General features: G+C 62.3%; 24 protein-coding genes and 1 tRNA gene. 15 read left to right on the top strand and 10 right to left on the bottom strand.

What is annotated here, in order from left to right; all coding sequences use genetic code 11:
- Positions 1-21: 21 nt before the first annotated feature.
- Positions 22-1,497: an HAL/PAL/TAL family ammonia-lyase gene (locus tag DV707_RS13090; RefSeq protein ID WP_103992751.1), complete on the bottom strand. Its 1,476-nt coding sequence runs from the start codon at positions 1,495-1,497 to the stop codon at positions 22-24.
- Positions 1,498-1,629: 132 nt separating this feature from the next.
- A complete protein-coding gene (locus tag DV707_RS13085) occupies positions 1,630-3,255 on the bottom strand; it encodes a BCCT family transporter (protein ID WP_103992750.1) in 1,626 nt (541 codons plus the stop codon).
- A 489-nt stretch (positions 3,256-3,744) separates the two neighbouring features.
- Here DV707_RS13085 and DV707_RS13080 point away from each other — a divergent pair, with 489 nt between their 5' ends.
- The gene (locus DV707_RS13080; RefSeq protein WP_160113963.1) at positions 3,745-4,500 is read left to right on the top strand and encodes an IclR family transcriptional regulator; all 756 of its coding nucleotides are present in this window, start codon (positions 3,745-3,747) and stop codon (positions 4,498-4,500) included.
- Positions 4,501-4,623: 123 nt separating this feature from the next.
- Here DV707_RS13080 and DV707_RS13075 read toward each other — a convergent pair whose 3' ends face one another.
- Positions 4,624-5,622, bottom strand: a complete 999-nt coding sequence (locus tag DV707_RS13075) for a tyrosine-type recombinase/integrase (protein ID WP_103992748.1) — start codon at positions 5,620-5,622, stop codon at positions 4,624-4,626.
- Between the two features lie 314 nt (positions 5,623-5,936).
- On the opposite strand from DV707_RS13075, the gene DV707_RS13070 reads away from it, so the two are divergent.
- A tRNA-Phe gene (locus tag DV707_RS13070) sits at positions 5,937-6,010 on the top strand.
- A gap of 310 nt (positions 6,011-6,320) precedes the next feature.
- Positions 6,321-6,545: a hypothetical protein gene (locus tag DV707_RS13065; RefSeq protein WP_103992747.1), complete on the top strand. Its 225-nt coding sequence runs from the start codon at positions 6,321-6,323 to the stop codon at positions 6,543-6,545.
- A gap of 80 nt (positions 6,546-6,625) precedes the next feature.
- On the opposite strand, the gene DV707_RS13060 is transcribed toward DV707_RS13065, so the two are convergent.
- Together DV707_RS13060 and DV707_RS13055 are read right to left on the bottom strand one after the other, a co-directional pair.
- A complete protein-coding gene (locus DV707_RS13060; protein WP_103992746.1) occupies positions 6,626-7,327 on the bottom strand; it encodes a TVP38/TMEM64 family protein in 702 nt (233 codons plus the stop codon).
- Positions 7,328-7,417: 90 nt separating this feature from the next.
- Entirely contained in the window at positions 7,418-7,954 is a 537-nt protein-coding gene (locus DV707_RS13055) for a hypothetical protein (protein WP_136361878.1), read from the bottom strand.
- 185 nt (positions 7,955-8,139) lie between these two features.
- Between DV707_RS13055 and DV707_RS13050 the strand changes: the two genes are divergently transcribed.
- The 5 genes from DV707_RS13050 to nucS all read left to right on the top strand — a co-directional run bounded on the left by DV707_RS13050 (position 8,140) and on the right by nucS (position 12,891).
- Entirely contained in the window at positions 8,140-10,002 is a 1,863-nt protein-coding gene (locus DV707_RS13050) for a formate/nitrite transporter family protein (RefSeq protein ID WP_103992744.1), read from the top strand.
- A 204-nt stretch (positions 10,003-10,206) separates the two neighbouring features.
- Positions 10,207-10,401, top strand: a complete 195-nt coding sequence (locus DV707_RS19010; RefSeq protein WP_049986547.1) for a cold-shock protein — start codon at positions 10,207-10,209, stop codon at positions 10,399-10,401.
- A gap of 243 nt (positions 10,402-10,644) precedes the next feature.
- The gene (locus DV707_RS13040) at positions 10,645-11,469 is read left to right on the top strand and encodes an aldo/keto reductase (protein WP_103992899.1); all 825 of its coding nucleotides are present in this window, start codon (positions 10,645-10,647) and stop codon (positions 11,467-11,469) included.
- Positions 11,470-11,477: 8 nt separating this feature from the next.
- Positions 11,478-11,996: a hypothetical protein gene (locus DV707_RS13035; protein WP_103992743.1), complete on the top strand. Its 519-nt coding sequence runs from the start codon at positions 11,478-11,480 to the stop codon at positions 11,994-11,996.
- 145 nt (positions 11,997-12,141) lie between these two features.
- The gene (gene nucS, locus DV707_RS13030; protein WP_103992742.1) at positions 12,142-12,891 is read left to right on the top strand and encodes an endonuclease NucS; all 750 of its coding nucleotides are present in this window, start codon (positions 12,142-12,144) and stop codon (positions 12,889-12,891) included.
- 18 nt (positions 12,892-12,909) lie between these two features.
- Here the strand turns inward: nucS and DV707_RS19005 are convergent, their stop codons facing one another.
- Positions 12,910-13,149, bottom strand: coding sequence for a type 1 glutamine amidotransferase family protein (locus tag DV707_RS19005; RefSeq protein WP_235010838.1), 240 nt, complete (start codon positions 13,147-13,149; stop codon positions 12,910-12,912).
- Positions 13,146-13,358: a glutamine amidotransferase-related protein gene (locus tag DV707_RS19000; protein ID WP_235010837.1), complete on the bottom strand. Its 213-nt coding sequence runs from the start codon at positions 13,356-13,358 to the stop codon at positions 13,146-13,148. The genes DV707_RS19005 and DV707_RS19000 overlap by 4 nt, the downstream gene beginning before the upstream one ends.
- Positions 13,359-13,611: 253 nt before the next feature.
- Between DV707_RS19000 and DV707_RS13020 the strand changes: the two genes are divergently transcribed.
- Together DV707_RS13020 and DV707_RS13015 are read left to right on the top strand one after the other, a co-directional pair.
- Positions 13,612-14,612 (top strand): IS630 family transposase gene (locus DV707_RS13020; RefSeq protein WP_136361877.1). Its coding sequence is split into 2 segments (ribosomal slippage): positions 13,612-14,104 and positions 14,104-14,612, totalling 1,002 coding nucleotides; the frame shifts between segments, so codons are not numbered across the junction.
- A gap of 116 nt (positions 14,613-14,728) precedes the next feature.
- Complete coding sequence (locus DV707_RS13015) at positions 14,729-15,259, top strand: 50S ribosomal protein L16 (protein WP_103991296.1); 531 nt, start codon at positions 14,729-14,731, stop codon at positions 15,257-15,259.
- Positions 15,260-15,534: 275 nt separating this feature from the next.
- Here the strand turns inward: DV707_RS13015 and DV707_RS13010 are convergent, their stop codons facing one another.
- On the bottom strand, positions 15,535-15,897 hold the full coding sequence (locus DV707_RS13010; RefSeq protein WP_103991297.1) for an Hsp20/alpha crystallin family protein: 363 nt from the start codon (positions 15,895-15,897) through the stop codon (positions 15,535-15,537).
- Between the two features lie 400 nt (positions 15,898-16,297).
- Here DV707_RS13010 and gap point away from each other — a divergent pair, with 400 nt between their 5' ends.
- From gap to DV707_RS12995, 3 genes are all read left to right on the top strand, one after another.
- The gene (gene gap / locus DV707_RS13005) at positions 16,298-17,350 is read left to right on the top strand and encodes a type I glyceraldehyde-3-phosphate dehydrogenase (RefSeq protein ID WP_103991298.1); all 1,053 of its coding nucleotides are present in this window, start codon (positions 16,298-16,300) and stop codon (positions 17,348-17,350) included.
- A 183-nt stretch (positions 17,351-17,533) separates the two neighbouring features.
- Complete coding sequence (locus tag DV707_RS13000; RefSeq protein ID WP_103991299.1) at positions 17,534-18,766, top strand: phosphoglycerate kinase; 1,233 nt, start codon at positions 17,534-17,536, stop codon at positions 18,764-18,766.
- Positions 18,767-18,898: 132 nt separating this feature from the next.
- Positions 18,899-19,405: a metallophosphoesterase family protein gene (locus tag DV707_RS12995; RefSeq protein ID WP_103991300.1), complete on the top strand. Its 507-nt coding sequence runs from the start codon at positions 18,899-18,901 to the stop codon at positions 19,403-19,405.
- Between the two features lie 75 nt (positions 19,406-19,480).
- Here the strand turns inward: DV707_RS12995 and DV707_RS12990 are convergent, their stop codons facing one another.
- Both DV707_RS12990 and DV707_RS12985 read right to left on the bottom strand, forming a co-directional pair.
- On the bottom strand, positions 19,481-20,191 hold the full coding sequence (locus DV707_RS12990; protein ID WP_200820879.1) for a DUF2391 domain-containing protein: 711 nt from the start codon (positions 20,189-20,191) through the stop codon (positions 19,481-19,483).
- 106 nt (positions 20,192-20,297) lie between these two features.
- Positions 20,298-21,368, bottom strand: a complete 1,071-nt coding sequence (locus DV707_RS12985; protein WP_103991301.1) for a type II glyceraldehyde-3-phosphate dehydrogenase — start codon at positions 21,366-21,368, stop codon at positions 20,298-20,300.
- Positions 21,369-21,594: 226 nt separating this feature from the next.
- Here DV707_RS12985 and DV707_RS12980 point away from each other — a divergent pair, with 226 nt between their 5' ends.
- Positions 21,595-22,545, top strand: coding sequence for an aminopeptidase (locus DV707_RS12980; RefSeq protein ID WP_103991302.1), 951 nt, complete (start codon positions 21,595-21,597; stop codon positions 22,543-22,545).
- Between the two features lie 269 nt (positions 22,546-22,814).
- The gene (locus DV707_RS12975; RefSeq protein WP_103991303.1) at positions 22,815-23,474 is read left to right on the top strand and encodes an HVO_0476 family zinc finger protein; all 660 of its coding nucleotides are present in this window, start codon (positions 22,815-22,817) and stop codon (positions 23,472-23,474) included.
- Positions 23,475-23,481: the final 7 nt, after the last annotated feature.

Below are 23,481 nucleotides of genomic sequence, written 5' to 3'. Positions count from 1 at the left end.
ATATATTATATTATTAAGTGATTAGACTTTGTTTGAATTATCTCTCACTCGGTGTAGTGTTCCGTCTAAGATTCTTTCTGCAATAGCGTGAATACACTCATTGTCGGGTTCGACTGTGTCTCTATCGAGTTCTGCTAAGAAGTCCCTTGGAATTGTTGAGTCTGTATCTCTTTGTTTCTGCAACATTTTATGAGCTCGGATAATAAATAATAATTCAATTGCTATTATATACGTTACAGTTTCGACGACAGAAGCCAAATTATTGACTGCTAATGCACCTAAACCCTGAATGTCTTCCTTCCCCATTGGTACGTCAGCGATTTGAGTGCTCGCCGTATCTACTGTCGATGCCTCTGCCGCCAGTGATGCAGCAGAGTAATGAGCTCGTACCATTCCCTGACCAATACCAACGTTGTCGGTTAGTGCCGACGGCAGATCTCCGTTACCTTCGACAAGCAATCCAGCCCTCCGTTCACTGATTCGACCGACTTTCGTGACAGATTGCGCTAACGAGTCAGCGGCCGTCGATAGGTGTTGGGCGTTGAAATTCCCGCAAGAGAAAACCGCACCATCTGGGAAAATAAGGGGGTTATCAGTTGCACTCTGAAGTTCAGTTCTAATCAATGACTCGGCAGTCGACAAGAATTCGCGGAGAGACCCGTGGACCTGTGGCATACAGCGGAGTGAGAGGGGGTCTTGTGAGGTCTGCCGGCGATTAGTCGCATCAATACCAGTTACTTCTCTAATGATGCTAGCACTTTCTTTGAACCCCTCGTAAGGACGAACCTCACCAATTCGACTAGAGAATGCTCCCGGTTCTTTTCCGACGAGCGAAAACGAAAGTGCACCTGCGACATCGGCAGCTTCTACTAGTCTTCTGACATCCTTGACCAGTAGTGCGAGCCGGCCGGGAGTATAGGAAGTCCCGCTCATCAAAGCAAGTCCCTCTCTAGGCTGGAGAGACAAGGTGTCAATTCCCTCCTTGGATAGAGCCTCACCTGCAGACATTGTCTCGTCTTTGTACGTCACTTCACCTTCACCGATCAGAGCCCGACCAACCGCCGACGAATACCCGTAATCTTCGGTATTCCCTTGAGATCTAACTATGGGATGGATTCCGGCGTTCAATAATTCCAATAACCGTTCCGCAACGACTGGACGGACACCAGATCGACCCACTGCAAACGCGTTTGCCCGGACAAGCATTGTTGCCCGAACTACGTCAGTTTCTAGCGGATCTCCGATTGTGATGTTGGATCTGATGACGTTTTCTTCATGCTGGGTCATCATTTCCGGTGAGATCTCTTTATCGTTCAGCTCACCGTATCCCGTATTCACTCCGTACACTCGTCGGTCATCCGAGTTGACGATATCGTCAACCGCCTTACGAGAATTAGCCATCCGATCCACTGCTTTGGAGGCTAATTTGACCCGTTCCTCATTACGCGCTACTGCAACTACGTCTTGGATTGTCAGACTGCCGTTTACGGTAATCATTGTAATTTAATTCTCTGGTTCATTGTTTTATAGGGCTGTTCGTGGAGAGGATGAAGTGGTGGTTCAGAAATTTAGATAGAAAATAAGTTTGCTTGGTCTGCCTCCTTTCGGTTTTCCAAGACATATAGCTCTTCAATCATCAGCCTCACCAGCTAATTTCTGTTCTCCTGCCTCTGTACTCACTTCTTCACTTTGCATTTCCCATGTTTTACTCGACAGAATGACCGGGAATTCTCGTTCGAATTCGATTGTCATTCCGATTAATGCAACAGCACAGAGAATAGCAGACGGGAGGCCAACAAGGATGATGAAGGCTTGAAGCGCTCCGAACCCACCAACTACCATCAAGATCGATGTGAGCAGACCAATCAAGACACCCCATATAACTCGATTGATGGTCGATGGATCTTCATTTCCGTCGACAGTAAGCATCGCTACGCTAAGTGTTGACGAGTCAATAGTCGTTGCTAAAAAGCTGAACACCAGTAGAAGAAATAGCGCTGAGAAGACTTGAGGGAACGGCATCAACGCCTCGAACAGACTGAATCCTATCGCTTCTACACCATACTCGCCGAAAACTGCCATTAGATCAGCCTGACCGGTTGATTGAAGCCATATAGAGGTTCCACTCATCGTGACGAACCACGGGACAGTTATAGCGAACGCTACGACCAACGCAGCGAACACGACTTCCCGGATCTTTCTGCCACGCGAGATGCGGGCGATGAATATCCCGATCATCGGCCCAAATGAGAGCCACCAGGGCCAGAAGAACAGCGTCCAACTGCTAAGCCATTGAACCGCTTCTGGACTGGAGCCGATAAATAGGCTCATTTCGATGAAGTTGGTAAAGTAGCTTGAAACTGTTAGTGTTCCAAGGTTTAGAAGGAACGTCAGTGGACCAAATATTAGCACCGAGAGCATCAATCCGATGAAGAGGTAGATGTTGAAGGTGGCTAATCGCCGGATGCCACGTCTGATGCCGAGCGACGCCGAAGTTGTGACAACGATCGTAGCTAACAATGTGATCACGACCGTGCCGATGTCTCCTACCTCAATTCCCCAGTTGTAACCGAGTCCTGACAGGAGTTGTGTGATGCCCGCTCCGAATGATACGGTGATACCAGCGACAGAAATCACCGTGATTAGGATGTCAACGGATTTTCCGAGGAAGCCATCTAAATTATCAGCACCGATGAATGGTGCTAAGAGGACTGCAGGTCTGAGTGAGGCTCCTCGGCGGTACGCGAAGAACGCTATTACTACTCCAAAAACCACGTATACAGACCACGGAGAGAGGCCGGTGTGGAAGATCGCATACTGTAACGCACCGGGCATAATCTCCTGTGTCCCAGCACCTGCCTCCAGTAATGGTGGTGCTGTACTATAATGGACGAGACCTTCCCCTGGTCCCCAGAAGGCGAGGCCGCCAGCCATTCCGGCTGTAAACATCATTACGAAATACTTCCAGTAAGAGAACTCCGGTTCTTCATCTGGAGACCCCAGCTTGATTTGTCCCCACGGACCTAAGAGGAGGAATATTGCGAACACGAAGGCTAGGAAAATCACCCAGAGATAGAACCAACCTAGGTTCGAGACAACCCAAGAATTGGCCGATGAAAGGAATTCTCCGGTGACAGCCGGCTTTGCGCCCAGTGCTGCGATTATCGCGACTGTCAGTAATACGCCCCCTGCGAAAACTATGGGATTGGTTTCAGAACGGAACTTTTCTACATAGTTTCTATCGTCTGTACTCATTTGTGATTACCTCTGAATGTATCCTAGACGGTGTGTTGCTTCCGCCGCCTTCCTGACTATTCGTCTCGACAACTGATCCTGATTGTTTGCTTTATCTGAATTCCTCATCGGGATCCTCCATCGTGTGACCTGCTATCATACAGATCAGTCTATCCCTCAATACCTACCCACTTATAATTACCTAATTGTCCAAAATAATGCGGAATATAAGATCAAATAAAAGAAAATTTAGTGAGAAGTTCTCATTATGTGAAAGATCTATTGGTTCCTTGTATTTCAGCTCTACAGAGACTGCATTATCTCCGCTGTGTCGGTCGATTTCTGCTAGGTGCCTTAGTAAATCGAAGAGCCCCGACTCTACCCATATTCGCATAATGGGGACTACCAAGGCCAGTGGTAACGTCACACAATTTATAATGATCTTAGCCAGTCTATATGGGTATTCACATAATGCGAAATATTATCTGCCACAGGGACTTGGTAGGGGCTATGCCATCAGATAGCAGCCCGAGATTGCTGAAGACAACCCAGACGTCGTTACAAATACTCCGATTGATCAAACGCAATGAGGCCAATACACTAACAACGATCGCTCAAAGCATAGATAAACCAAAAAGTTCCGTATTTTCCCAGCTCAAAACATTAGAAAATGAAGGACTGGTTGTTGAACATAATGGCGAATATCGGCTCGGAATGGAGTTGCTCCATTTTGGTAGCAGCGTTTGGCGGTCGCATCCTCACTCACGGGTTGTAATCGATGAAATGAAGGAATTGTCACAGAGAATAGATGAAGACGTCCATTTTTTGTCCATCGAAAATGGGCGATTGTATACGATATATGCTGAGAACGATTTCGACATTGGTAACCGGTACTATATGCATAACACCGCTGCTGGAAAAGCAGCATTAGCTGAGTTCCCAGAACACCGAATTGAAGCGGTAATTGACCGCTGGGGGCTTCCGGCAGAGACTGAGCAAACAATCACCGACCCAGAGAAATTACACACGGAACTAGCAGAAATTAAAGAGAGAGGGTATGCGATAGTAGATAGCGAATTTGACAAGGGAACTAAGGCAGTTGGAGCCGCTGTTCATAATCCAGATGGTCGGGTATTTGGCGCGCTCGGAGTAGGGGGGCCGTCATTCCAACTCAGGGATACCCGCCTCTATGATAGCCTTCCTCAGATGGTTATTCAATTGCGTGATCAACTTGAAGAAACGCTCTGGAGGGCACAGTCTAGTTGAGCCAGTTTGAGGAACGAACCGTTCGGTAAGTTGTTGCCCTATACTGAGTACATCTGGGACCATCAAACCCAGAAGAGATGTTGTAGTCTCTCTTTCGTTCAATTGAGAGTTGTAGAGAGTAGATTAGATATTATCGAGGTACCCTCTTCGTTGCTCTAGTTTCACCTCTTCAGAACGTCGATCGTAGTGTTTATCGAGAACGTCACGACTCACATTCATCCGGTCGCTAACGATCTCAGTCGGAATGTCCTTCGTGAGGAAGTGAGTAATGCTACCTCGACGAATCGGATGCGGACTGACCGCTTCTGGACACTTCTTGTCGTCCTTACCTGTACAACCGGGACAAGGCTCATTCCTGAAACAAGGTGCAGTGACTCGATACACGGCCCGCCTCAGACTACTCCGAGACCTTCTCCCGCGAGACGATGTAAACAGTGGATCGCGACCATATTCGTCGGTGATTCTCTTCCGTGTGTTTTCGATGAATTCCTGCAATATCTCGGCGAGGCCCTCCGTAATCGCAATTGGTCGCTCGCCGGCACCACCGTTCTTTAACTCCGTGCCCTGTTCGGGACGATGAACGAGTGCAAGCCGTCTGTTTTCGAGATCTATGTCTTCGATATCCAACGAATGAGCACCACCTAACCGCATACCTGTCTCCCAGAGAAGCACGAATATCGTCTGCTCAAACGAAGCATAGTGGTATCTCATTAGGTGCTCTCGAATGGCTTCCGCAGTTTCAGCCTCAAGCATCTCTTCGGACCGCTCTTCCTCCGGAGTCACTCGTGGAATCATAACCTTCTCGTAGAGATCCGCAGGGACGGCTTCCATCGAGCCACACCACTTGATGAAAACCCGGATGGTGCTCATCTGTTGGGTCAAGGTGATTTTCTTCAAATCGGCGTCATCCTGTCGCCACAGGCGATACTCCTGTAGGTCGCGACCGGTCAAGTCATTCAGGTTATCTATGTCGTTCTCGTCACACCATCGAACGAAGGCGTTCAGTCGATATTTGTGCGACTGCACCGTCTTCTTCGATGCGTCCATCTCTTTCTGTTTCAGGTACAGCTCTTGCGCGCGGTCCGGCTCCAACGGATCGAGTTCGTCGTGTTCTGTTTTCATCGGTCTCACAGAACCCCGTTAGGAGACTGGAGGACGCCGAAACCGACAGGGAAGGAAACGCACGCGATCCGCGCTTGTTCCGCCCGAGCCCATCCACCTTTTGCGCTGCGGGCTGCCGCCGGAAGCCCTCGTCTACGGCCAGCGAGAAGGCTTTGCCGTCTCACGCTGGCAAAAGCTGGATCAAAAGTACTGCACGTCGGATCCGACCGACGGCCCCAGTGCCGCGTAATCTGTAGAGCGCTATCGTCGAACTCCGCTGACGGCGCGGCGATCCGAAACCCTTTTTTATATACTCGGCATCGATCGAAATGCGTGCCGCCTTAGCTCAGACTGGGAGAGCACTCGACTGAAGATCGAGCTGTCCCCGGTTCAAATCCGGGAGGCGGCATTTTCCTGCGAACGACGTGAGCAGTGAAACTGACACCTGGGCGGATTTGAACCAGCGAGCAAATCTGTGATTTGCGAGTGAGGTTCACAATCCGGGAGGCGGCATCCGGTTTCTACACGGTTTCCATTCGAGTAGCCTCCGCACTCGACTGAAGATCGAGCTGTCTCCAGTCCCCCGAGTGAGGCCGTTTCGGCGCACTCCATCCGGGGCAGCACCCGGAATACGCGACTCCTGTTCGGCCCGCTCTCGACTTGGACTACGGGCGGCCCCGCACCGGACTCTTCCGTCTTCAGTCCCAAACGCGGGCGCGATGACAGACGACGAACACGGCCTCGACATCGAGGAAGACACCGAACTGGAAACTGCCGACGACGAACAGGACGAAGAGGTCGAGGAAGCGGCGAACGAAGCCAACAGCGAGATCGAGAAGGCCGAGAAAGAGCGGAGCATCGAACAGGAATCGGAGGTCCGCGAAGAGGAGGCGAAAGAACAGGAGAACCCCGACGCGCACCGCGACGAGGAGCCCTACCAGTAAGTTGACGGTGCCGGTCCGGCGGGGTCAACCGCCGACGCGATCCAGCGGGTCGCGGTCGGTTCGGATCGACCCGCCGCCGTTCAAAGCTGGAACCGCAGTTCCAGCCGACGAACCAGGTCCCGCACGGCCTCCTGCTTGAAGTAGCCGATCGCCGAGAGCGCGATCACGACGCCGACGAGCGCGATCCCTTCGAGGAACCGCCCGCTCGCCAGTTCCCCGCCGGCGTAGACGGTGATCACGTACGCGGGGAGGCGACCGACGCTGATCACCGCGATGAACGTCCGGAGCCGAAGCGGCGTCAGCCCGGACAGAAAGCAGATCGCGTCGTCGGGGAGACCGGGGATGATGACGAACGCGAACAGTCCCGGTGCGCCGACGCGCTCGACGAACTCGTCGAAGCGGTTCACCACGTCCTCGTGGAGGATGTCCTCGACGAACGAGCGGCCGTAGCGCTTCGCGAGGCTGAACGCCACCGCGCTGCCGATCAGGACGCCCGTGAGGCTGTAGACCGTCCCCCAGAACGGACCGAACAGGTAGCCCGCGACGAGCGCGACGACCTGTCCGGGGATCGGCGCGACGACGACCTGCAGCGCCTGCAGGAAGACGAAGACGAGCGGCGCGAAGACGCCGAACTGTGCGATCCACGCGCGGAGTTCCGCGGCGTCGAACACGAACGACGCGTACCGGCGCGTCGCGACGTAGAGTCCGAAAAACGCGACCGAAACCACGAGGAGAATGAGGATTCCGCGCCAGCGGTCCGCCTTCGACGAGAAGAGTCTCATTCCTCTGCTGGGAGGGTACAAACGGACTTCAATCTTGTCTGTTCGGCGATTCGTGCGTCGGCCCCGGCCGTCTCCGGCCTCTCGCCGAGACTACTCGATCGCGACGGAGACAGTCGTCTCCTGCTGATCGTTGAGGACGACCGTCGCGTCGTACTCACCGGCCTCCTGCGGGTTACTGATCGTCGGATAGTCGAGGATGACGACGTCGCCCTCGCGCAACTCGTAGGCCGTGTCCATCGTGACCGTGAACGAGTAGGCGTTGTTGTTGGCACCGCTGATGGCGTCGGAACCAAACTCCTCGTCGAGCGTTTCGTCACCGTCCTGATCGACGCCGACGGTGATGGCGTCGTGGCTGGCGCTGTCGACGACGAACCGCTCGCGCGGATATGTCGCCGCGACGGCGGAGAGTGTCTGCCCCGCGATCGACTCCGCGACGGGGACGCGAAGCGTCTGCGCACCGGCCGCTTCGGGCGCATCGTCTTCCAGTTCGATCCGCTCGACTTCCTCGGATCCGTCACCCGAACCCGATTCTCCATCCGATCCGTTGTCTGTCCCGGTAATCGACGCGCATCCGGCCGTCGCTGCGATCCCTATCGACGCGGCTGCGAGGAAGTCTCGTCGTTGCACGCTTTCGGGATCGCGGATCACGACGTGAATACTTGATGGCTCGGCTTCGTCGGAGTGGTCTCCTCACTCTCACGTTTTCCGAGGACCCGTTGGCCTGCGAGTTTCCTCCAGATGTCCTGAGGTGGTCCCGAGACAATCCGGACAAGCACTACTATCAAGTCACCCCGGTCCGGTGCCGTAACACGATGGACGACTCGGATCACGACGACGGGGGACCGCCCCCCGAACGGAGAGGGATGGACGAGTTCCCGGACCGCACGGACCTGGACGAGTCGGTTCGGGAGGCGGTCGAGCGCTCCCGGATGGGCGCTCCGGCGGTCGGAGAGGCCGTCCGCGACCGGTTTTCGGCCGATGAGGTGTTCCAGCGGATCGTCGCCGCCGCCGACGAGGAGGTCACCTCGACCGGCCGCGAACTGTTCTTCAGCGCCATCGCCGCGGGGTTCGCGATCAGCATCACCTTCCTCCTCTACGCCTCGGTGTCGGCGACGACCGACAACAAGATCGTCGGAGCGCTCCTGTACCCGCTGGGGTTCATCTACATCATCATCGGCGGGTACCAGCTCTACACCGAGAACACCCTGCCGCCGGTCGCGCTGACCCTCGAGCGGATCGCGAGCCTCCCGGCGCTGTTGCGTCACTGGACGATCGTGCTCTTCGGGAACTTCCTCGGCGGCGCGATCGGGACGCTCGTGCTCGCCCGGGGCGGCGTGTTCGACCCCGCGGCCGCCGAGGAGGCGCTCTATCTCGCCCGCCACGGCGCGTTCGAGGTGGGCTGGTGGGCGCTGTTCTCGAAGGCGGTCTTCGCGGGTCTCATCGTCGCGGGCGTGGTCTGGGTCGGGTTCAGTTCGCGCGATACGATCTCGCGGATCGTGGTCACCTACCTCGCCTTTCTCTCGATCCCCGTGGGCGGTCTGTTCCACTCGGTCGTCGCGTTCTCGGAGGCCTGGTATCTCGTGTTGTACGGGGAGCTGGCGTTCGCGGCCGGCCTGATCGACTTCGTCCTTCCGGTCCTCCTCGGAAACACGATCGGCGGCGTCGCGCTCGTCACGCTGGTGAACTACTTCCAGACGAGCGAGGACCGCCTCGAATCCGCCCGGTTCGAGGGGATCGAGCGCCGCCTGACACCGCGGGAGTGGCTGTTCGGCCGCCTCGTCGGCCGCTCGTACGTCCCGATACTGGACCCCTCCGAGCGATCGCTCTCGCGGGACGGGGACTTCCGTATTATGGTCCCGATCGCGAACCCGCGGACGGAGGCGGGTCTGGTCGACCTGGCCTGTACGCTCGCGAGCGCGAAGGAGTCGGCGACCGTCCACGCGGTGCACGTGATCCAGACGCCGGGCCACCGCCCGGCCGATCCGAGCTATCAGCAGCGACAGCGGATCTCCGGCGAATCCGAGCGACTGATGCAGCCGATCCGTGAGACCGCGGCGGGATACGACGTGAACTTCGAGACCTCGATGGTCGTCACCAACCGCTCGTTCGAGGAGGTGTTCAACGCCGCCCGTCGGACGGATCCGGATCTCGTCCTGCTGGGCTGGGAGGAGAACCGACTGTGGAGCGACGCCCGCGCCGAGCGGCCGCTCGAAGAGCTCACGAACCAGTTGCCGTGTGACTTCCTGATCGTCAAAGACCGCGGCTTCGACCCCTCCGACATCCTCTTGCCGACCTACGGCGGTCCGGACTCGGATCTGAGCGCCGAGGTCGTCGGGATGCTCCAATCCACGGTCGGGTCGGCCGTGTCGCTGCTCCACGTCGTCGACTCCGAGGCGGACGTCGAGGCGGGCGAGCAGTTCCTCGAAACCTGGGCGCTGGAGCACGAACTCACCGGCGCCGACCTGCTCGTCGAGGCCGGTGACGTGGAGACGGTCATCGAGCGCGAGGCGGCCGACCACAGCCTGTTGATCCTCGGAGCGACCGAGCGCGGCCTGCTCTCCCGGCTGCTGACCGACTCGCTGCACTACGACGTCGTCAACGACGTCGACTGTTCGGTGCTGCTGGCAGAGCGGCCCTCCGAGCGACCGCTGCTCGAACGGCTGTTCGGGCGGTGAGTCGACGAGGTCGTTCGGTTACTTGAGTGAGGCGGCGAGGTCGTCGGTTGTTTGAGTGAGTCGACGAGGCCGTCGGATCCGGACGCTCGACCCGCGGGATCACTGGCTGGTGATTGCAGTCGTGGGTAACTGACGCGTGTCACAGCCCGTGGTATCACGCACCGCACAACAGTTATACATCGCGGGGCTCTCGGTACGGTTGCAATGGCAAACGGTAAGGTTGACTTCTTCAACGACACGGGCGGTTACGGCTTCATTTCGACTGACGACGCGGACGAGGACGTCTTCTTCCACATGGAAGACATCGGCGGCCCGGACCTCGAAGAGGGTCAGGAAGTCGAGTTCGATATCGAGCAGGCGGACAAGGGTCCGCGTGCGACGAACCTCGAGCGCCTGTAAACAGGAAGTCAACGAGACGCACGGTAGCGGTCGGAGGCTGGCGGGCGAGCGGGCAGACGAGTCCGGTTCGGTTGCGGCAGTTCTCTGAACTATTCTCATTTCGAGTCACACGCCGAGTCGCGACGCCGTCTAGGGCGGGGGCGTCGCAGAGCCGGAATCGAGCGTCCGCCAGCCCGTTGCGTCCGCCGACACGTTCTCATCGACGGAGCACGCAAGACGAGTATGGACGAGGCCGACGTCGAGATGGAGTACGCCGAGGCGTACGGGGCGCGCGTCCCGAAGGTGGGGCTCGGGACCTGGCAACTCACTGGCGAATCGTGTTACGAGACGGTCTCGACGGCGCTGGAGCTCGGGTACCGACACGTCGACACCGCGCAGTTGTACGAGAACGAGACGGAGGTCGGTCGCGCCATCGACGACGCCGACGTCGACCGCGACGAGGTGTTCCTGACGACGAAGCTCTCCCCGCGCAACGCCGGCTACGACGACGCCCTCGCATCGACGAAGGAGAGCCTCGACCGACTCGACACCGCCTACGTGGACCTCCTGTTGCTCCACTGGCCGAACCCGCTCGTGTCCGTCTCGGAGACGGCGGCGGCGATGGACCGCCTCGTGGAGATGGGGCTGGTGTACAACGCCGGCGTCAGCAACTTCCCGCAGGTGTTTCTGGACCGCGCGCGCTCGGCCGCGGAGACGCCGCTCGTCACGAACCAGGTGCAGTTTCACCCCTACAAGCCCCAGCGCGGGATGCTCGGCTACTGCCAGTCCGAGGGGATGCTCCTCACCGCCTACAGCCCGCTGGCCCGCGGGAAGGTCCTCGACGACGAGGACGTGCAGCGACTCGCCGAGAAGTACGACCGGACGCCCGCGCAGGTCGCGCTCCGGTGGGCGACCCAGCACCGCGGCGTCGTCGTCATTCCCAAGTCGGCCTCCGAGGAGCACCTGCGCGAGAACCTCGCGCTCTTCGACTTCAAGCTCACCCGCGACGAAGTGGACACGCTCACGAAGCCGTCGCTGCTCAAGTCCGGCGCGGCGATGCTCGACGGGATGGTGAGCGAACTGCGGTGACCGGTCGAGTGCACAGTGGTCGGTCTCGCGAAGCGCGCTCGCGACGACGGGCACGCCGCACCGCGGTCGCGTGGATCGCCCTCGTCGTCCTCGCGTCGGTCGTCGACCCCGCGGCCGTCTTCGGCCTCGTCGATCCTTCGCCGAGCGCCTCGGCGGGCGGCGCGGCGACCGGTGCGCCCTTCGGCGTCGACGTCTTCGCCCTCTCGCACGTCGTCGGCTACGGCGTGCTCGCGTGGCTCGTCGCGGACGGCGTCGGGGCCGGGATCGAGCACGACGGCGGCGATGTCGGGACCAGCCCCGGTTCCGACGGCAGCGATGTGGAGTCCGTCGCCGGGTCCGAGACCGCCGCCGGCGTCCAAATCGCCATCGCCGCCGTCGCGGTCGCCGCCGCCGTCGGCCTCGGCGTCGAACTCCTCCAGGCCCCGCTGGCGGCGCGAACCGCCAGCGCCGCCGACGCCGTGCTGAACACGGTCGGCGCGACGGCGGGCGTCGGCGCTCGCGGACTGCTGTCCCGGGCGCGTCGGTGACGCCGGTTCGTCCCGGCGGCGGCGACAGGCGACCGTCCCGGGATCGCCGACGCGTGATCGTGCCGACGGCGCCGACAGGCGACCACGCCGAGGATCGCCGACGCGCGACTTTTATTCGCCGAGCGCCAACCGATCGACCAGACCGATGTCCGTGACGACGCTCCACCGCCCGACCCACCGGGACGCGCTGGGCCTGCTCGAATCCGCGTTCGGCGACGGCCGGATGGTGACCGTGTTCGGTCGGTGCAGCGTCGAGTACGACGGACGGGCGGCCTCGAGCCTCGGCCCGGGCGACCGGCTCGTCGTCTGCAAGCCCGACGGGACGGTGCTCGTCCACACCGACGAGAACCGAAAGCCGGTGAACTGGCAACCGCCCGGATGCGTCCACCGCGCGAGCGTCCGGGACGGTCGACTCCGGATCCGCAGCGAGCGGTCCTCTCCGGACGAGCGCCTGGACGTCGACTTCGAGCGGATCGAGCAGGCGACCGCCTACGAGGTGAGCGACCGGAGCGACCTGCGACTGACCGGCAGCGAGGAGGACCTTCGAGGGCGGATCCTCGACGACCCCGACCTGGTGGACCCCGGCTTCGTCCCGACGGCGACCGAGCGCGAGACGGCCGCCGGCCCGGTCGACGTGTTCGGCGAGGACGAGGCGGGACGGCCGGTCGTCGTGGAACTGAAGCGCCGCCGCGTCGGTCCCTCCGCGGCGAGTCAGCTCCGGCGCTACGTCGAGGCCGTCGACGAAGAGTTCCCCGACGAGGGCGTCCGCGGACTGCTCGTCGCGCCCTCGGTCACCGACCGGGCGGCGGCGCTGCTCGACGAACTGGGCCTGGAGTTCGTCCCGGTCGACCCGCCCGAATCGGCCGTCCCCGAGCGAGCCGATGGCTCCGAGTGACGCTCGGGCGGCGGCCGTTCACCCGGTCGCCAGCCGAACGAAGTTCCCGAGCGTCCGCTCGACGGAGGCGTCGTCGAAGTCCCGATCCGAATCGTTCGTCGACCAGCCGAAGTCGGCCTCGATCCGCGGCAGGAGCGCCGCCGTGAACTCCGGGTGGTACTGAACCGTCCACAGCGGCGCGTCGCGGTGCCGGCTGCCGAGGATCTCGTAGTAGCCGGCCGTAGCGATACGCTCCGTCCCGTCGCCGAGTTCAGTCACGAAATCGCCTGAACCATCGGAACGCGGGCCCCGACCGCCTCGAAGAGCGGGTCGTCGGCGAAGCGGAGCGTTTCGATCCCCTTCCGGAGACCGCGGTGTTCGACGCGCCCGTCCAGCGCGTCGTTGACGAGCTGGTGGCCGAAGCAGACGCCGAGCGTCGGCACCTCCTCGTCGACGAAGCCTCGGACCAGCGCGCGCAACTCGTCCATCCAGAGGTACGCCTCCGTTCGTAGACGCCCGCGGTGCTTCCGGAGAGGACGACCCCGTCGGCGTCGGCGAGCGCGACGGGATGGCCGCCGGCGTCGGCGTACGGGTACACCTCGACGTCCGCGCCCGCGGCTTCGAGGTGGCGTCGGGGGTGACCTCGTTTTCGAGGACGAGTATCACAGGTCCGAGGACGTCGTGGCGACGAATATATAATATCCGGTAGAATTTTTTACTCAGAGTGTGTTGCAACTACTAGTGGATCATCTCGACGAGATCTCCGTCGAGGAACTGCAAGACACCCTCGACAACGTGGACGGAAAGAAACCAACGCAACGGCTCTTAGCGGCAATAGCGTACAAAAACGGTGTTTCGCAGACTGAACTAGCCGAGTGGTACGATGTTCAACGACGGACGATCTATAGCTGGCTCAAGCGACTCGACACCGACGAGTCGCTTGAGCAAGCCGTCTCCGATGATCATCGATCCGGGAGAAAAAGAAAACTCTCAGAATCACAGCAAGAAGAGTTCGAACAAACCGTCAACGAGTCTCCTGAAGAAGTCGGGATCGACGCGCCGGCGTGGACGCCGGCGCTCGCCCAAGAATTTCTCGAAGAAACGTACAGCGTCGAATACTCGATCCCGAGTTGTCGGCGGTTGCTCAAAGAAGCTGGACTCAGTTATCAAAAACCACGTCGAACAGCCGCCGAAGCCGAGGAATCCGACCAGGAAGAGTTCCACGACGAGATCAAAAAAAGCGGCGGGAGATGGACGCCACAGTAGTCTGTATCGACCAAACCAAGAAATCTGTGCAGGTCGAGCCGCGTCCCGCGTGGTTTCCGCGCGGCACGCGGCCGAGTGTCGAACTGTCCGGTCAACACGACTGGACGTGTCTACTTGGTGCGATCACCGAAGACGGTGACTGCTTTTTCTCACGGTTCGAGGAGTACGTCACCGCCGATCACGCGAAACATTTCATTCTCGCGTTATGCGAAGAATTCGAAGAAGATTTGATCGTCGTATTGGATGGTGCGCCGTACTTCCAGGCGTCGGCCGTCACGGACCTGGCGGCCCGTGACGACCTCGCCTTCGTCACGTTGCCGGCGTATTCGCCGGAACTCAATCCTGTCGAAGAGTGCTGGAGACAACTCCAAGACGCTCTCAGCAACCGATTCTTTGACTCGCTCAACGAGCTCACGACGGCGATCGATACCGCTCTCGACCAGCTTTCTCTTCCAAAAGTGAGCAACTATTTCTAACCACTACTATAGCTGTATTTTCGATCACCTGCCGGGGCGAACGCGACTCCCCGCTCCCGCGGCGAACAGTTCGAAGCGCTTTTAGGTCGAATAGGCGTTGTTCCGCACAAGTAACTATGTCCGACAAACCCGCCTCAATGTACCGGGAACTGTCGAAGCCGTCGTACACGCGACGCGACTACGTCACAGGGATCCCGGGCTCGAAGATCGCACAGCACAATATGGGCAACCTCCAGACCGGTCCGCAGGACTACCCGGTCCAGATCAGCCTCCGACTCGAAGAGGAGTGTCAGGTCCGCCACGGCTCGCTCGAATCCGCGCGCCTGTCGGCGAATCGCGTGATGCTCAAGGAGGTCGGCCAGGAGAACTACAAGATGGTCCTCCGGAAGTTCCCCCACCAGATCCTCCGGGAGAACAAGCAGGCGACCGGCGCGGGCGCGGACCGCGTCTCCGACGGAATGCGGCAGGCGTTCGGCAAGCCCGTCGGCACCGCCGCCCGGATCCAGAACGGCGAGCGGGTCTTCACCGTCTACTGCGATCCCGAGGACGCCGACGTCGCGAAGGACGCGCTCCGCCGCGCGTACAACAAGATGTCGCCGCCGTGCCGCATCGACGTCGAGAAGGGCGAGAAGCTGCTGGTCTCGTAAGGCGCTTCCGCCCCGCCTCGATGCCGGCCGCCGCGATCCCCGACCGACCGATTTCTCGGGCCGACCCGCTCCCGTAGCCGACGCGCTGTCCCGTCGCGCGGTTCGCAGCCGATGGGCTATCTCGTCGGGACGGCATCGGCGGGACGAACGTCGGTCCGATCGACTGCGACGTGTGTGTTCGGAGCCGAGAAACCACCCGTGCGAATAGCGGCGGATATCACAGCCTAGACGGCGTCGTGAACCGAAGGCCTGCGCGAGTTCGCCGAGCCTGCGGCCTACTCGAGGTCGATCGACGCGGAGTCGTCGACCTTCTGGAGCGTCACTTGGAGAATCCCGTTGTTGAACGACGCGCTGGCGCTGTGTTCGTCGACGCGCGCGGGGAGTCGGATCCGCTCGTCGTACTCGCGACGGTCGCCGGCGGCCGAAATCGTGAGGACCTCGCCGTCGCACTTGAGTTCGACGGCGTCTTTCGTGACGCCCGGGAGGTCGGCGACGAGTCGGAGGTCCTCGCCCTCGTCGTAGACGTCGACGTGCGTCTCGGAGGCGAATCCGGTGGCGTCGCTGCCGGTCATTTCGTCCATCATCCGTTCGATTCCGTCGAAGAAGTCGTCGAACGGGTCGTCGCGGTCGTCTCTCATCGTCGCTCTCTAGGTCGGTTCCGATGAAAAACCTTCTCCCCCCGGCGGAATCTAGTACCGTTCATCGGCCGGTCGCCCTCCGATTCGACGACCCGGATAACTTTTCGCCCACCAACCGCTCGTCCCGAGCGACTGTTCCGTCCCACGCACTCGGTTCCGACGAGCGTCACTCCGAGACCGATCGAACGTGATCGGTTCTGTTTGCGTTTCTCCTGTTATTTGTTACATACTGATCGATACTGTTTCCTTGTGAACGAAGTTTTCGTTCACTCTGCGACAGAAATACGGACCCGAAGAACCTACAGAGGAGAAAGAGGCTCTATACCCGTCGAATTGTTTCTTTGCTCTCTCGAATCCGATGACACCGGGATTCAAGTATGAGGACGAAGTGTACTCAGTTATGAGTGAACGATCGAATCTGAGCACCGGTGCAGCCGTCGACGACTCCGAGACCGTTCGGGTCGGCCTGAACGGTTTCGGTCGAATCGGTCGCAACGTCTTCCGGGCGGTACGGGAGCACCCGAAGGTCGAACTCGTCGGCATCAACGACGTGATGGACTTCGACGACATGGCGTATCTCGCGAAGTACGACACCGTGATGGGTCGCGCCGACGACGTCTCCCGCGAGGGCGACAGCCTCGTCGCCGGCGACACGTCGGTCCCGCTGTACAACGTCCAGGATCCCACGAACCTCCCATGGGACGACCTCGACGTCGACGTCGCCCTGGAGTGTACCGGCATCTTCCGCACGAAAGAGGACGCCTCTGCGCACCTCGACGCCGGCGCGGACAAGGTCGTCATCTCCGCGCCCCCGAAGGGGGAAGAGCCCGTCAAGCAGATCGTCTACGGCGTCAACCACGACGAGTACGCCGGCGAGGACGTCGTCTCGAACGCCTCCTGTACGACGAACTCCGTCAGCCCCGTCGCGAAGGTGCTCGACGACGAGTTCGGCATCGAGAGCGGCCTGCTGACGACCGTCCACGCCTACACCGGCAGCCAGAACCTCGTCGACGGCCCGATGTCGAAGACGCGTCGCGGCCGCGCCGCCGCCGAGAACATCGTCCCCACCTCGACGGGGGCCGCGGCGGCGACGACGGAGATCCTGCCCCAGCTCGAAGGCAAACTCGACGGGATGGCGATCCGCGTGCCCGTCCCGAACGGCTCGATCACGGAACTGGTCGTCTCCCTCGACGCGGCGCCCTCGACCGGGGAGATCAACGACGCCTTCCGCGACGCCGCCGACTCGGGCCCGCTGGCGGGCGTCCTCGGCTACACCGACGACGAGGTCGTCTCCACCGACATCCTGGGGCTGCCCTTCTCCTCGACGGTCGACCTGAACTCGACGAATCAGGTCAACGACGGCGGCCTCTACAAGATCCTGACGTGGTACGACAACGAGTACGGTTTCTCCAACCGGATGCTCGACGTCGCGCACTACGTCACCCACGACTGAACCGGAGGCTCCGCGTTCGATCCGCCTCGGGTTCGTCGCCGGTTACGACTCCCGCGTTCGGCTCGAAGCACCGGCGACGGCTCCCGCGTTCAGTCCGGACCCGCCGGCGACGACTCCCGCGAACCGGCTCCCGGTTCGACCACGACTAAGTAATCTCCTCACGACACTCTCAGACAGAAACACATGTCCGAATCCACCGCCACGTCCACGTTCGACACGCTCGACGACCTCGCCTCCGACCAGCGCGTGCTCGTCCGCCTCGATCTGAACTCCCCGATCGAGGGCGGCGAACCGCAGGACAACCGCCGCTTCGAACGGCACGCGAAGACCGTGCGCGAACTCGCCGAGGCGGGCCACCGCGTCGTCCTCCTGGCGCACCAGGGCCGCCCCGGCCGCGACGACTTCGTCTCGCTGTCGGGCCACGCCGAGATCCTCGCCTCACACGTCGGCCGCGACGTCGAGTTCGTCGCCGACACATATGGAGGAGAAGCGATCGACGCCATCGACGCCCTCGACGCCGGCGAGATCCTCCTGCTCGAGAACACGCGGATGTGCGACGACGAACTGCCCGAGGAAGAGCCCGAAACCAAGGCCGAGACGGAGTTCGTGCAGTCGCTCGCGCCGCACTTCGACGCCTACGTCAACGACGCTTATTCCGCAGCACACCGCTCGCACGCCTCGCTCGTCGGCTTCCCGCTCGTGCTTCCGTCCTATGCGGGCCGCGTGATGGAGACCGAGTACGAGGCCAACACCGCCATCGCCGGAAAGGAGTTCGACGGCCGGGTGACGATGGTCGTCGGCGGCACGAAGGCCACCGACGTGATCGACGTGATGAACAACTTAGGGACCAAAGTCGACGACTTCCTCCTCGGCGGCATCGCGGGCGAGCTGTTCCTCCGGGCGGCCGGTCACCCGGTCGGCTTCGACCTCGATCCCGAGGCCGACCTCTACGACTCCCAGTGGGAGCAGAACCACGAGGTCGTTGAGGAGATGCTCGACGAGCGCGGCGACCAGATCACGCTCGCGACGGACCTGGCGTACGAGGACGACGCCGACGAGCGCGCCGAGATCGACGTCGAGGCGATCGAGGAGAAGGACGTCTCCTTCCTGGACGTCGGTACCGACACGGCCGAGGGGTACGCCGACGTCGTCCGCGAGTCGGAGGCGGTCTTCGTGAAGGGCGCGCTCGGCGTCTTCGAGGACGAGCGCTTCTCGGTCGGCACCGTGACGGTGCTGGAGGCCATCGCGGAGACGGACTGCTTCTCGGTCGTCGGCGGCGGCGACACCTCCCGCGCGATCGAGATGTACGGGATGGACGAGGCCGACTTCGGCCACGTCTCGATCGCCGGCGGGGCGTACATCCGCGCGCTGACCGGGCAGCCGCTGGCTGGCGTCGAAGCGCTGAAGCGGGAGTAGACTGTCCCTCGTGCCGCTGCCGCGGTCGTCATCTCTCCTCCCTCCGCCGTACGCTGCCGCGGTCGCCGTCCCCACGCCCGCACCTCCGGCGCCGCCGAAGCGCTGAAGCGGGAGAACGCCGAACCCGAAGCTATGCTCGTCGGACTCTGTTCGGACACCCACGACAACCTCGATCTGGCCCGGAGCGCGGTCGAAACGTTCGAAGCCGAGGACGTCGACGCCGTCGTCCACTGCGGCGACGTCGTCGCGCCCTTCACGGCGGCGACCTTCGACGCCGACTTCGAGTTCCACGCCGTCCGCGGCAACAACGACGGCGAGTGCGCGCTCGCGGAAACGATCGACGAGTTCGGAACGCACCACGGCGAGAGCGCGCACCTGACCTTCGAGGGCTCCGACGGCGACGTCGACGTCGCCGTCTACCACGGGACGAGCGAGCGACTCGTCGACGCGCTCGTCGACTGCGGGACCTACGACTACGTCGTCCGCGGGCACACCCACCAGCGAACGTGCGAAGAGCGCGACGGGACGGTCCACGTCAACCCCGGCGGGCTACCGTTCCCCGGCGCGGACGAGGCCTACCACGTCGCGATCCTCGACACCGACGCCGGCGACGTGACGTTCTTCGGGCTCACGGCGTAGCGCGAGTTCTCTGGCTGCGCGTCCGCTCGACCCGCGCTCCGCCCCGTTCGACCTGCGGCGACGGCCGGTCCGATCTCACGTCCCCGGCAGGATGTCGCCGAGCGCCGCGCCGACGCTCATCGGGACGAAGGCGACGGCGACCGTCGCGAACGCCAGCGTCGGCTCCGACCACGCGATGCGTCCCCACGCCGTCATCGCGGCGACGGCGGTGAGAAACGAGACGCCGAGGACGCCGACGAGTCGCCGCGGAACGACGCCGAGGATGGGGTTGTGGACGCGGACGTCCTGTATCTCCGCGACGTAGAGGATTCCGACGACGAGTCCGATCGCGCTCAGGACGGTCCCGAACAGAAAGAGCGGCCGCCTCGCGAGGAACGCCCCCACCTCGTTCGTCCCGCCCTCGACGAACATCGGCACCCCGAACAGGAACGACCCCAGGAACGCTTCTGCGAGGTCGCTCCGGTCGAAGCCCCGGATGACGCGGCCGAAGACTGGGGCGTCGGCGGCTTCGGCCGCTGCGGTGGTTGCTATGACCGCCGCGCGTCGGGCGCGTCGGACCCGCGCCCGTTCGGCCGGAGAGTCGACGGTCTCCGCGAGCGCGTCGAACTCCTCGAGGAGGTGCTGTAGCTCCTCGTCGGCCGAGTCGACCTCGTACTCGCCGTCCTCGCTGTCGTCTTCGAGGTCCCGCGCCGCCCGACTGGCGCGGTCCGACCGGGGCGGTCCGGAATCGGGTGGCTGGTCGGAACGGGGCGATCCGGAACCGCGAGACTGGTCGTCGTCGCTCACGAGTCCCCCCACGGAACAGGGCGTAATAAATCCGGTTCAGGGGTTGGAGACTCCGAGATCTGGTGGCGGTCATCCCGGCCGAGACCGCGCGGTCGACCCGGCTCGCTCAGTCGTCCGCGGCCTCGGCCTCGACCTGGGAGTCGTTGAAGCCCGAGGGGTCGCCCGCGAGGCCGACGCCGATCGTCCGGTTCGTCCGCTCGATGCTCTCGGCGGCGTCGGCGCTGTCGGTCACCGCGCGGATGGCGTCGACGTTCTCGGGGACGACGTCGGACTCTTGGTGGACCGCCTGGAAGAGATAGAGGTCCCGCCCCTCGGTGGCGATCGACTCGCCCCACAGGCAGTTCTCCCAGAGGTCGCCGCGCGGCCGGCCGGCGTCGAGCGCGAAGTCCTTCAGCTTCCCGGCGCCGTCGAGGCCCAACCCCTCCGGAATGACGTAGATCCGCGATTGGTCCTCCAGGAGCTGGCGGACGTGCGCGGCCGTCACGTCGGATTCGAGCGTGACGTTGACCGCGTGGACGTGCATCAGCGTCGCCGGCACCTTCAGCCCCATCGTGTCGATCGAGAGCTCGGGGAAGATGGTCTGGACGTCCGGGCCGTGGTGGGAGGGGATCTCGATCGGGTTCGGGAGGATGTCGTTGATCGGGCCGCGGGAGTGCTGGCTCGGGTCGCCGCCGCGCCGGACGAGCGTCGCGCGGACCTTCTCGACGCCGTACTCCTCCTCGAGCGGCGCGACGAGCCGGGAGAGCCCCGTCGTGTTACAGGAGACCACGCGGACGGAGTCCGCCCCCCGGGCGTCGTCGTAGTTCGCCCGCGCGTTGAAACTCACCTGGGCGACGCTCGCGTCCTCGCCGCCCTGGAAGATCGCGGGCGTGTCGTAGGAGGCGTAGAGCGATCGGTTCTCCGCGCCGATCCCCGACGGCGTGGCGTCGACGATCACGTCGGCGTCGGCGACCAGTTCGTCGACGACGCCCGCGGTCTCGATGCCCGCGTCGCCGAACAGCGGCGCGCGTTCCGGAATCGCCGCGTACATCGAGTAGCCGCGCTCGACGGCGGTGTGGGCCTCGAAGTTGGGTTGCGTCTTGGCGACGCCAGCGACTTCCATATCGGGCTGGGCCGCGACGGCATCGGCGACACGCTTCCCGATCGTTCCGTAGCCGTTGACACCCACTCGTATCATTACGAAAATATCCGGCGAGCACACGCATAGTTATTTCGGAGCATATCGGAGAGAAATTAACTCCCCGTCGAGTAACGCGGACGATTTCCCCGGATCCGAGTACCGGCCGGCGGAGTCGCGAACGCCGGCCCCGGAGCGGACGCTTCACCGTCCGACTCGGGGCGGATCCGTGTCCGACTCGGAACCGATCCGAACGTCTAACTCCGCGGGGGCCCCAGACGGTGGTATGTCGAACGACGGACTCGCGACCGCCGCGACGACAGCGGTCGAGCAGTGTATGGCCCTCGACGCCGCCGAATCGTGCGTGATCGTCACCGACGACGAGCGACGGGCGATCGGCGAGGCCCTCTACGAGGCCGCTGCCGCGGTCGCCGAGGAGACGACGATCCTGCAGTACCCGCCTGGCGACCAGCACGGCGAGGAACCGCCGGGACCGGTCGCCGCCGCGATGGCCGAGGCGGACGTGTTCCTCGCGCCGACGACGAAGAGCATCAGCCACACCCGCGCCCGCGGGAACGCCTGCGACACGGGCGCTCGCGGGGCGACGCTGCCCGGAATCACCGAGGACGTGTTCCTGACGGGACTCGACGCCGACTACGACGCCATCGCCCAGCACTGCCGGGAGGTGCTCGCGCAGGTCGAAGACGCCGAGGAGATCCGCGTGACCGCGCCCGCGGGGACGGACATCACGTTCGAACCGGGAGACAGGGCGTGGAACACCGACACCGGCATCGTCCACGACGCCGGCGGCTTCTCGAACCTGCCCGCGGGCGAGGTGTTCGTCTCGCCGACGGACGCGAACGGCACCTACGTCGTCGACGGGACGATGCGGCCGCACGGCCTGCTCGACGAGGGTCAGGAACTCCGGTTCGAGGTCGAAGAGGGCTACGTGACCGACATCTCCGACGACGAGATCCGAAGCCAGGTCGAGGCGGCCGCCGAGGAGGTCGGCCGCGACGCCTACAACCTCGCGGAGTTGGGCATCGGCACCAACGTCGGCGTCACCGACCTCGTCGGTTCCGTCCTCCTCGACGAGAAGGCCGCGGGGACGGTCCACGTCGCCATCGGCGACGACGCGGGGATCGGCGGCGACACCGACGCGCCGCTGCACCTCGACGGGATCATCCGAGAGCCGACCGTGTGGGCGGACGGGGAGGAAGTGAAGCTTCCTCGATAAGCGAGCGGTGAAACCGCGAGACCGGGGAGGAAGTGGAGCTTCCTCGGTGAGCGAGCGGCGAAGCCGCGAGCAGGGGAGGCCGTTCACTCGATCCAGCGGTGTCGATGTCGCCCTCGCCGAGGAACACTGCGTCGTCGTCGACAGCGACGCCGTCCCGCGGTGCCGGCGTCGTCTCCCCGTTCTGTCGCCGCGACGCCGACGCGCGCCAGCGTCTGCCACGGGGCGGGCGGAAGGGCGGACTTTTAGGGCCAGACGGGTTACGACGCCGTATGAGCACGCCACAGGACCGCATCGCGGTCGAATGTCCCTCCTGTTCGTCCGCCGAATCGACGGTCCACGAGGTACTGAAAGAGGGCGGCGGCCGCCACACCGTCCGGTGCACCGAGTGCGGTCACGTCCACAAGGTCCAGGTCGACTCGGAGACGGAGGTCGAACGCGACGTTGTCGTCTCCCAGGACGGCGAGTCGTTCTCGACGACCGTCGACGCGCCGCCGACGGACACGGTCGCGGTCGGTGACGAATTCATCGTCGACAGCGAGGAGGCGATCATGCTCGTCCGGGTCACGGGCATCGAGATCGGCCCCGAGCAGCGGACCGAAGAGGCGACGATCGAGGACGTCGACACGGTCTGGACCCGCGCCGTCGACAACGTGACGGTGAAGGTGACCGTCAACCCGAAGGAGGGGACGGGCGACCGCGAGCACACGCGGAGTTTCGACCTGCAGCTTCCGGGCGACCACGAGTTCGTCGTCGGCGAGACCGAGACGTTCGGCGACGAGGAGTTCGAGGTCAAGGCCATCCAGGTCCGCGATGACGCCCCGGAGTACCGCCACGGGAAGTTCGACCACGACGGCGATATGGTGTACGCGAAGGACGTCAAGCGACTCTACGGGACCGACCAGACGACCTCCGCCTGGTCGGCCTGGTGACCGCGCC

This window comes from Halobellus limi (genome assembly GCF_004799685.1).
In the GTDB taxonomy this organism is placed as follows: Archaea; Halobacteriota; Halobacteria; order Halobacteriales; family Haloferacaceae; genus Haloquadratum; species Haloquadratum limi.
Note: the sequence above shows the minus strand (reverse complement) of the source record. Positions and strands in the feature narration are given on the sequence as shown.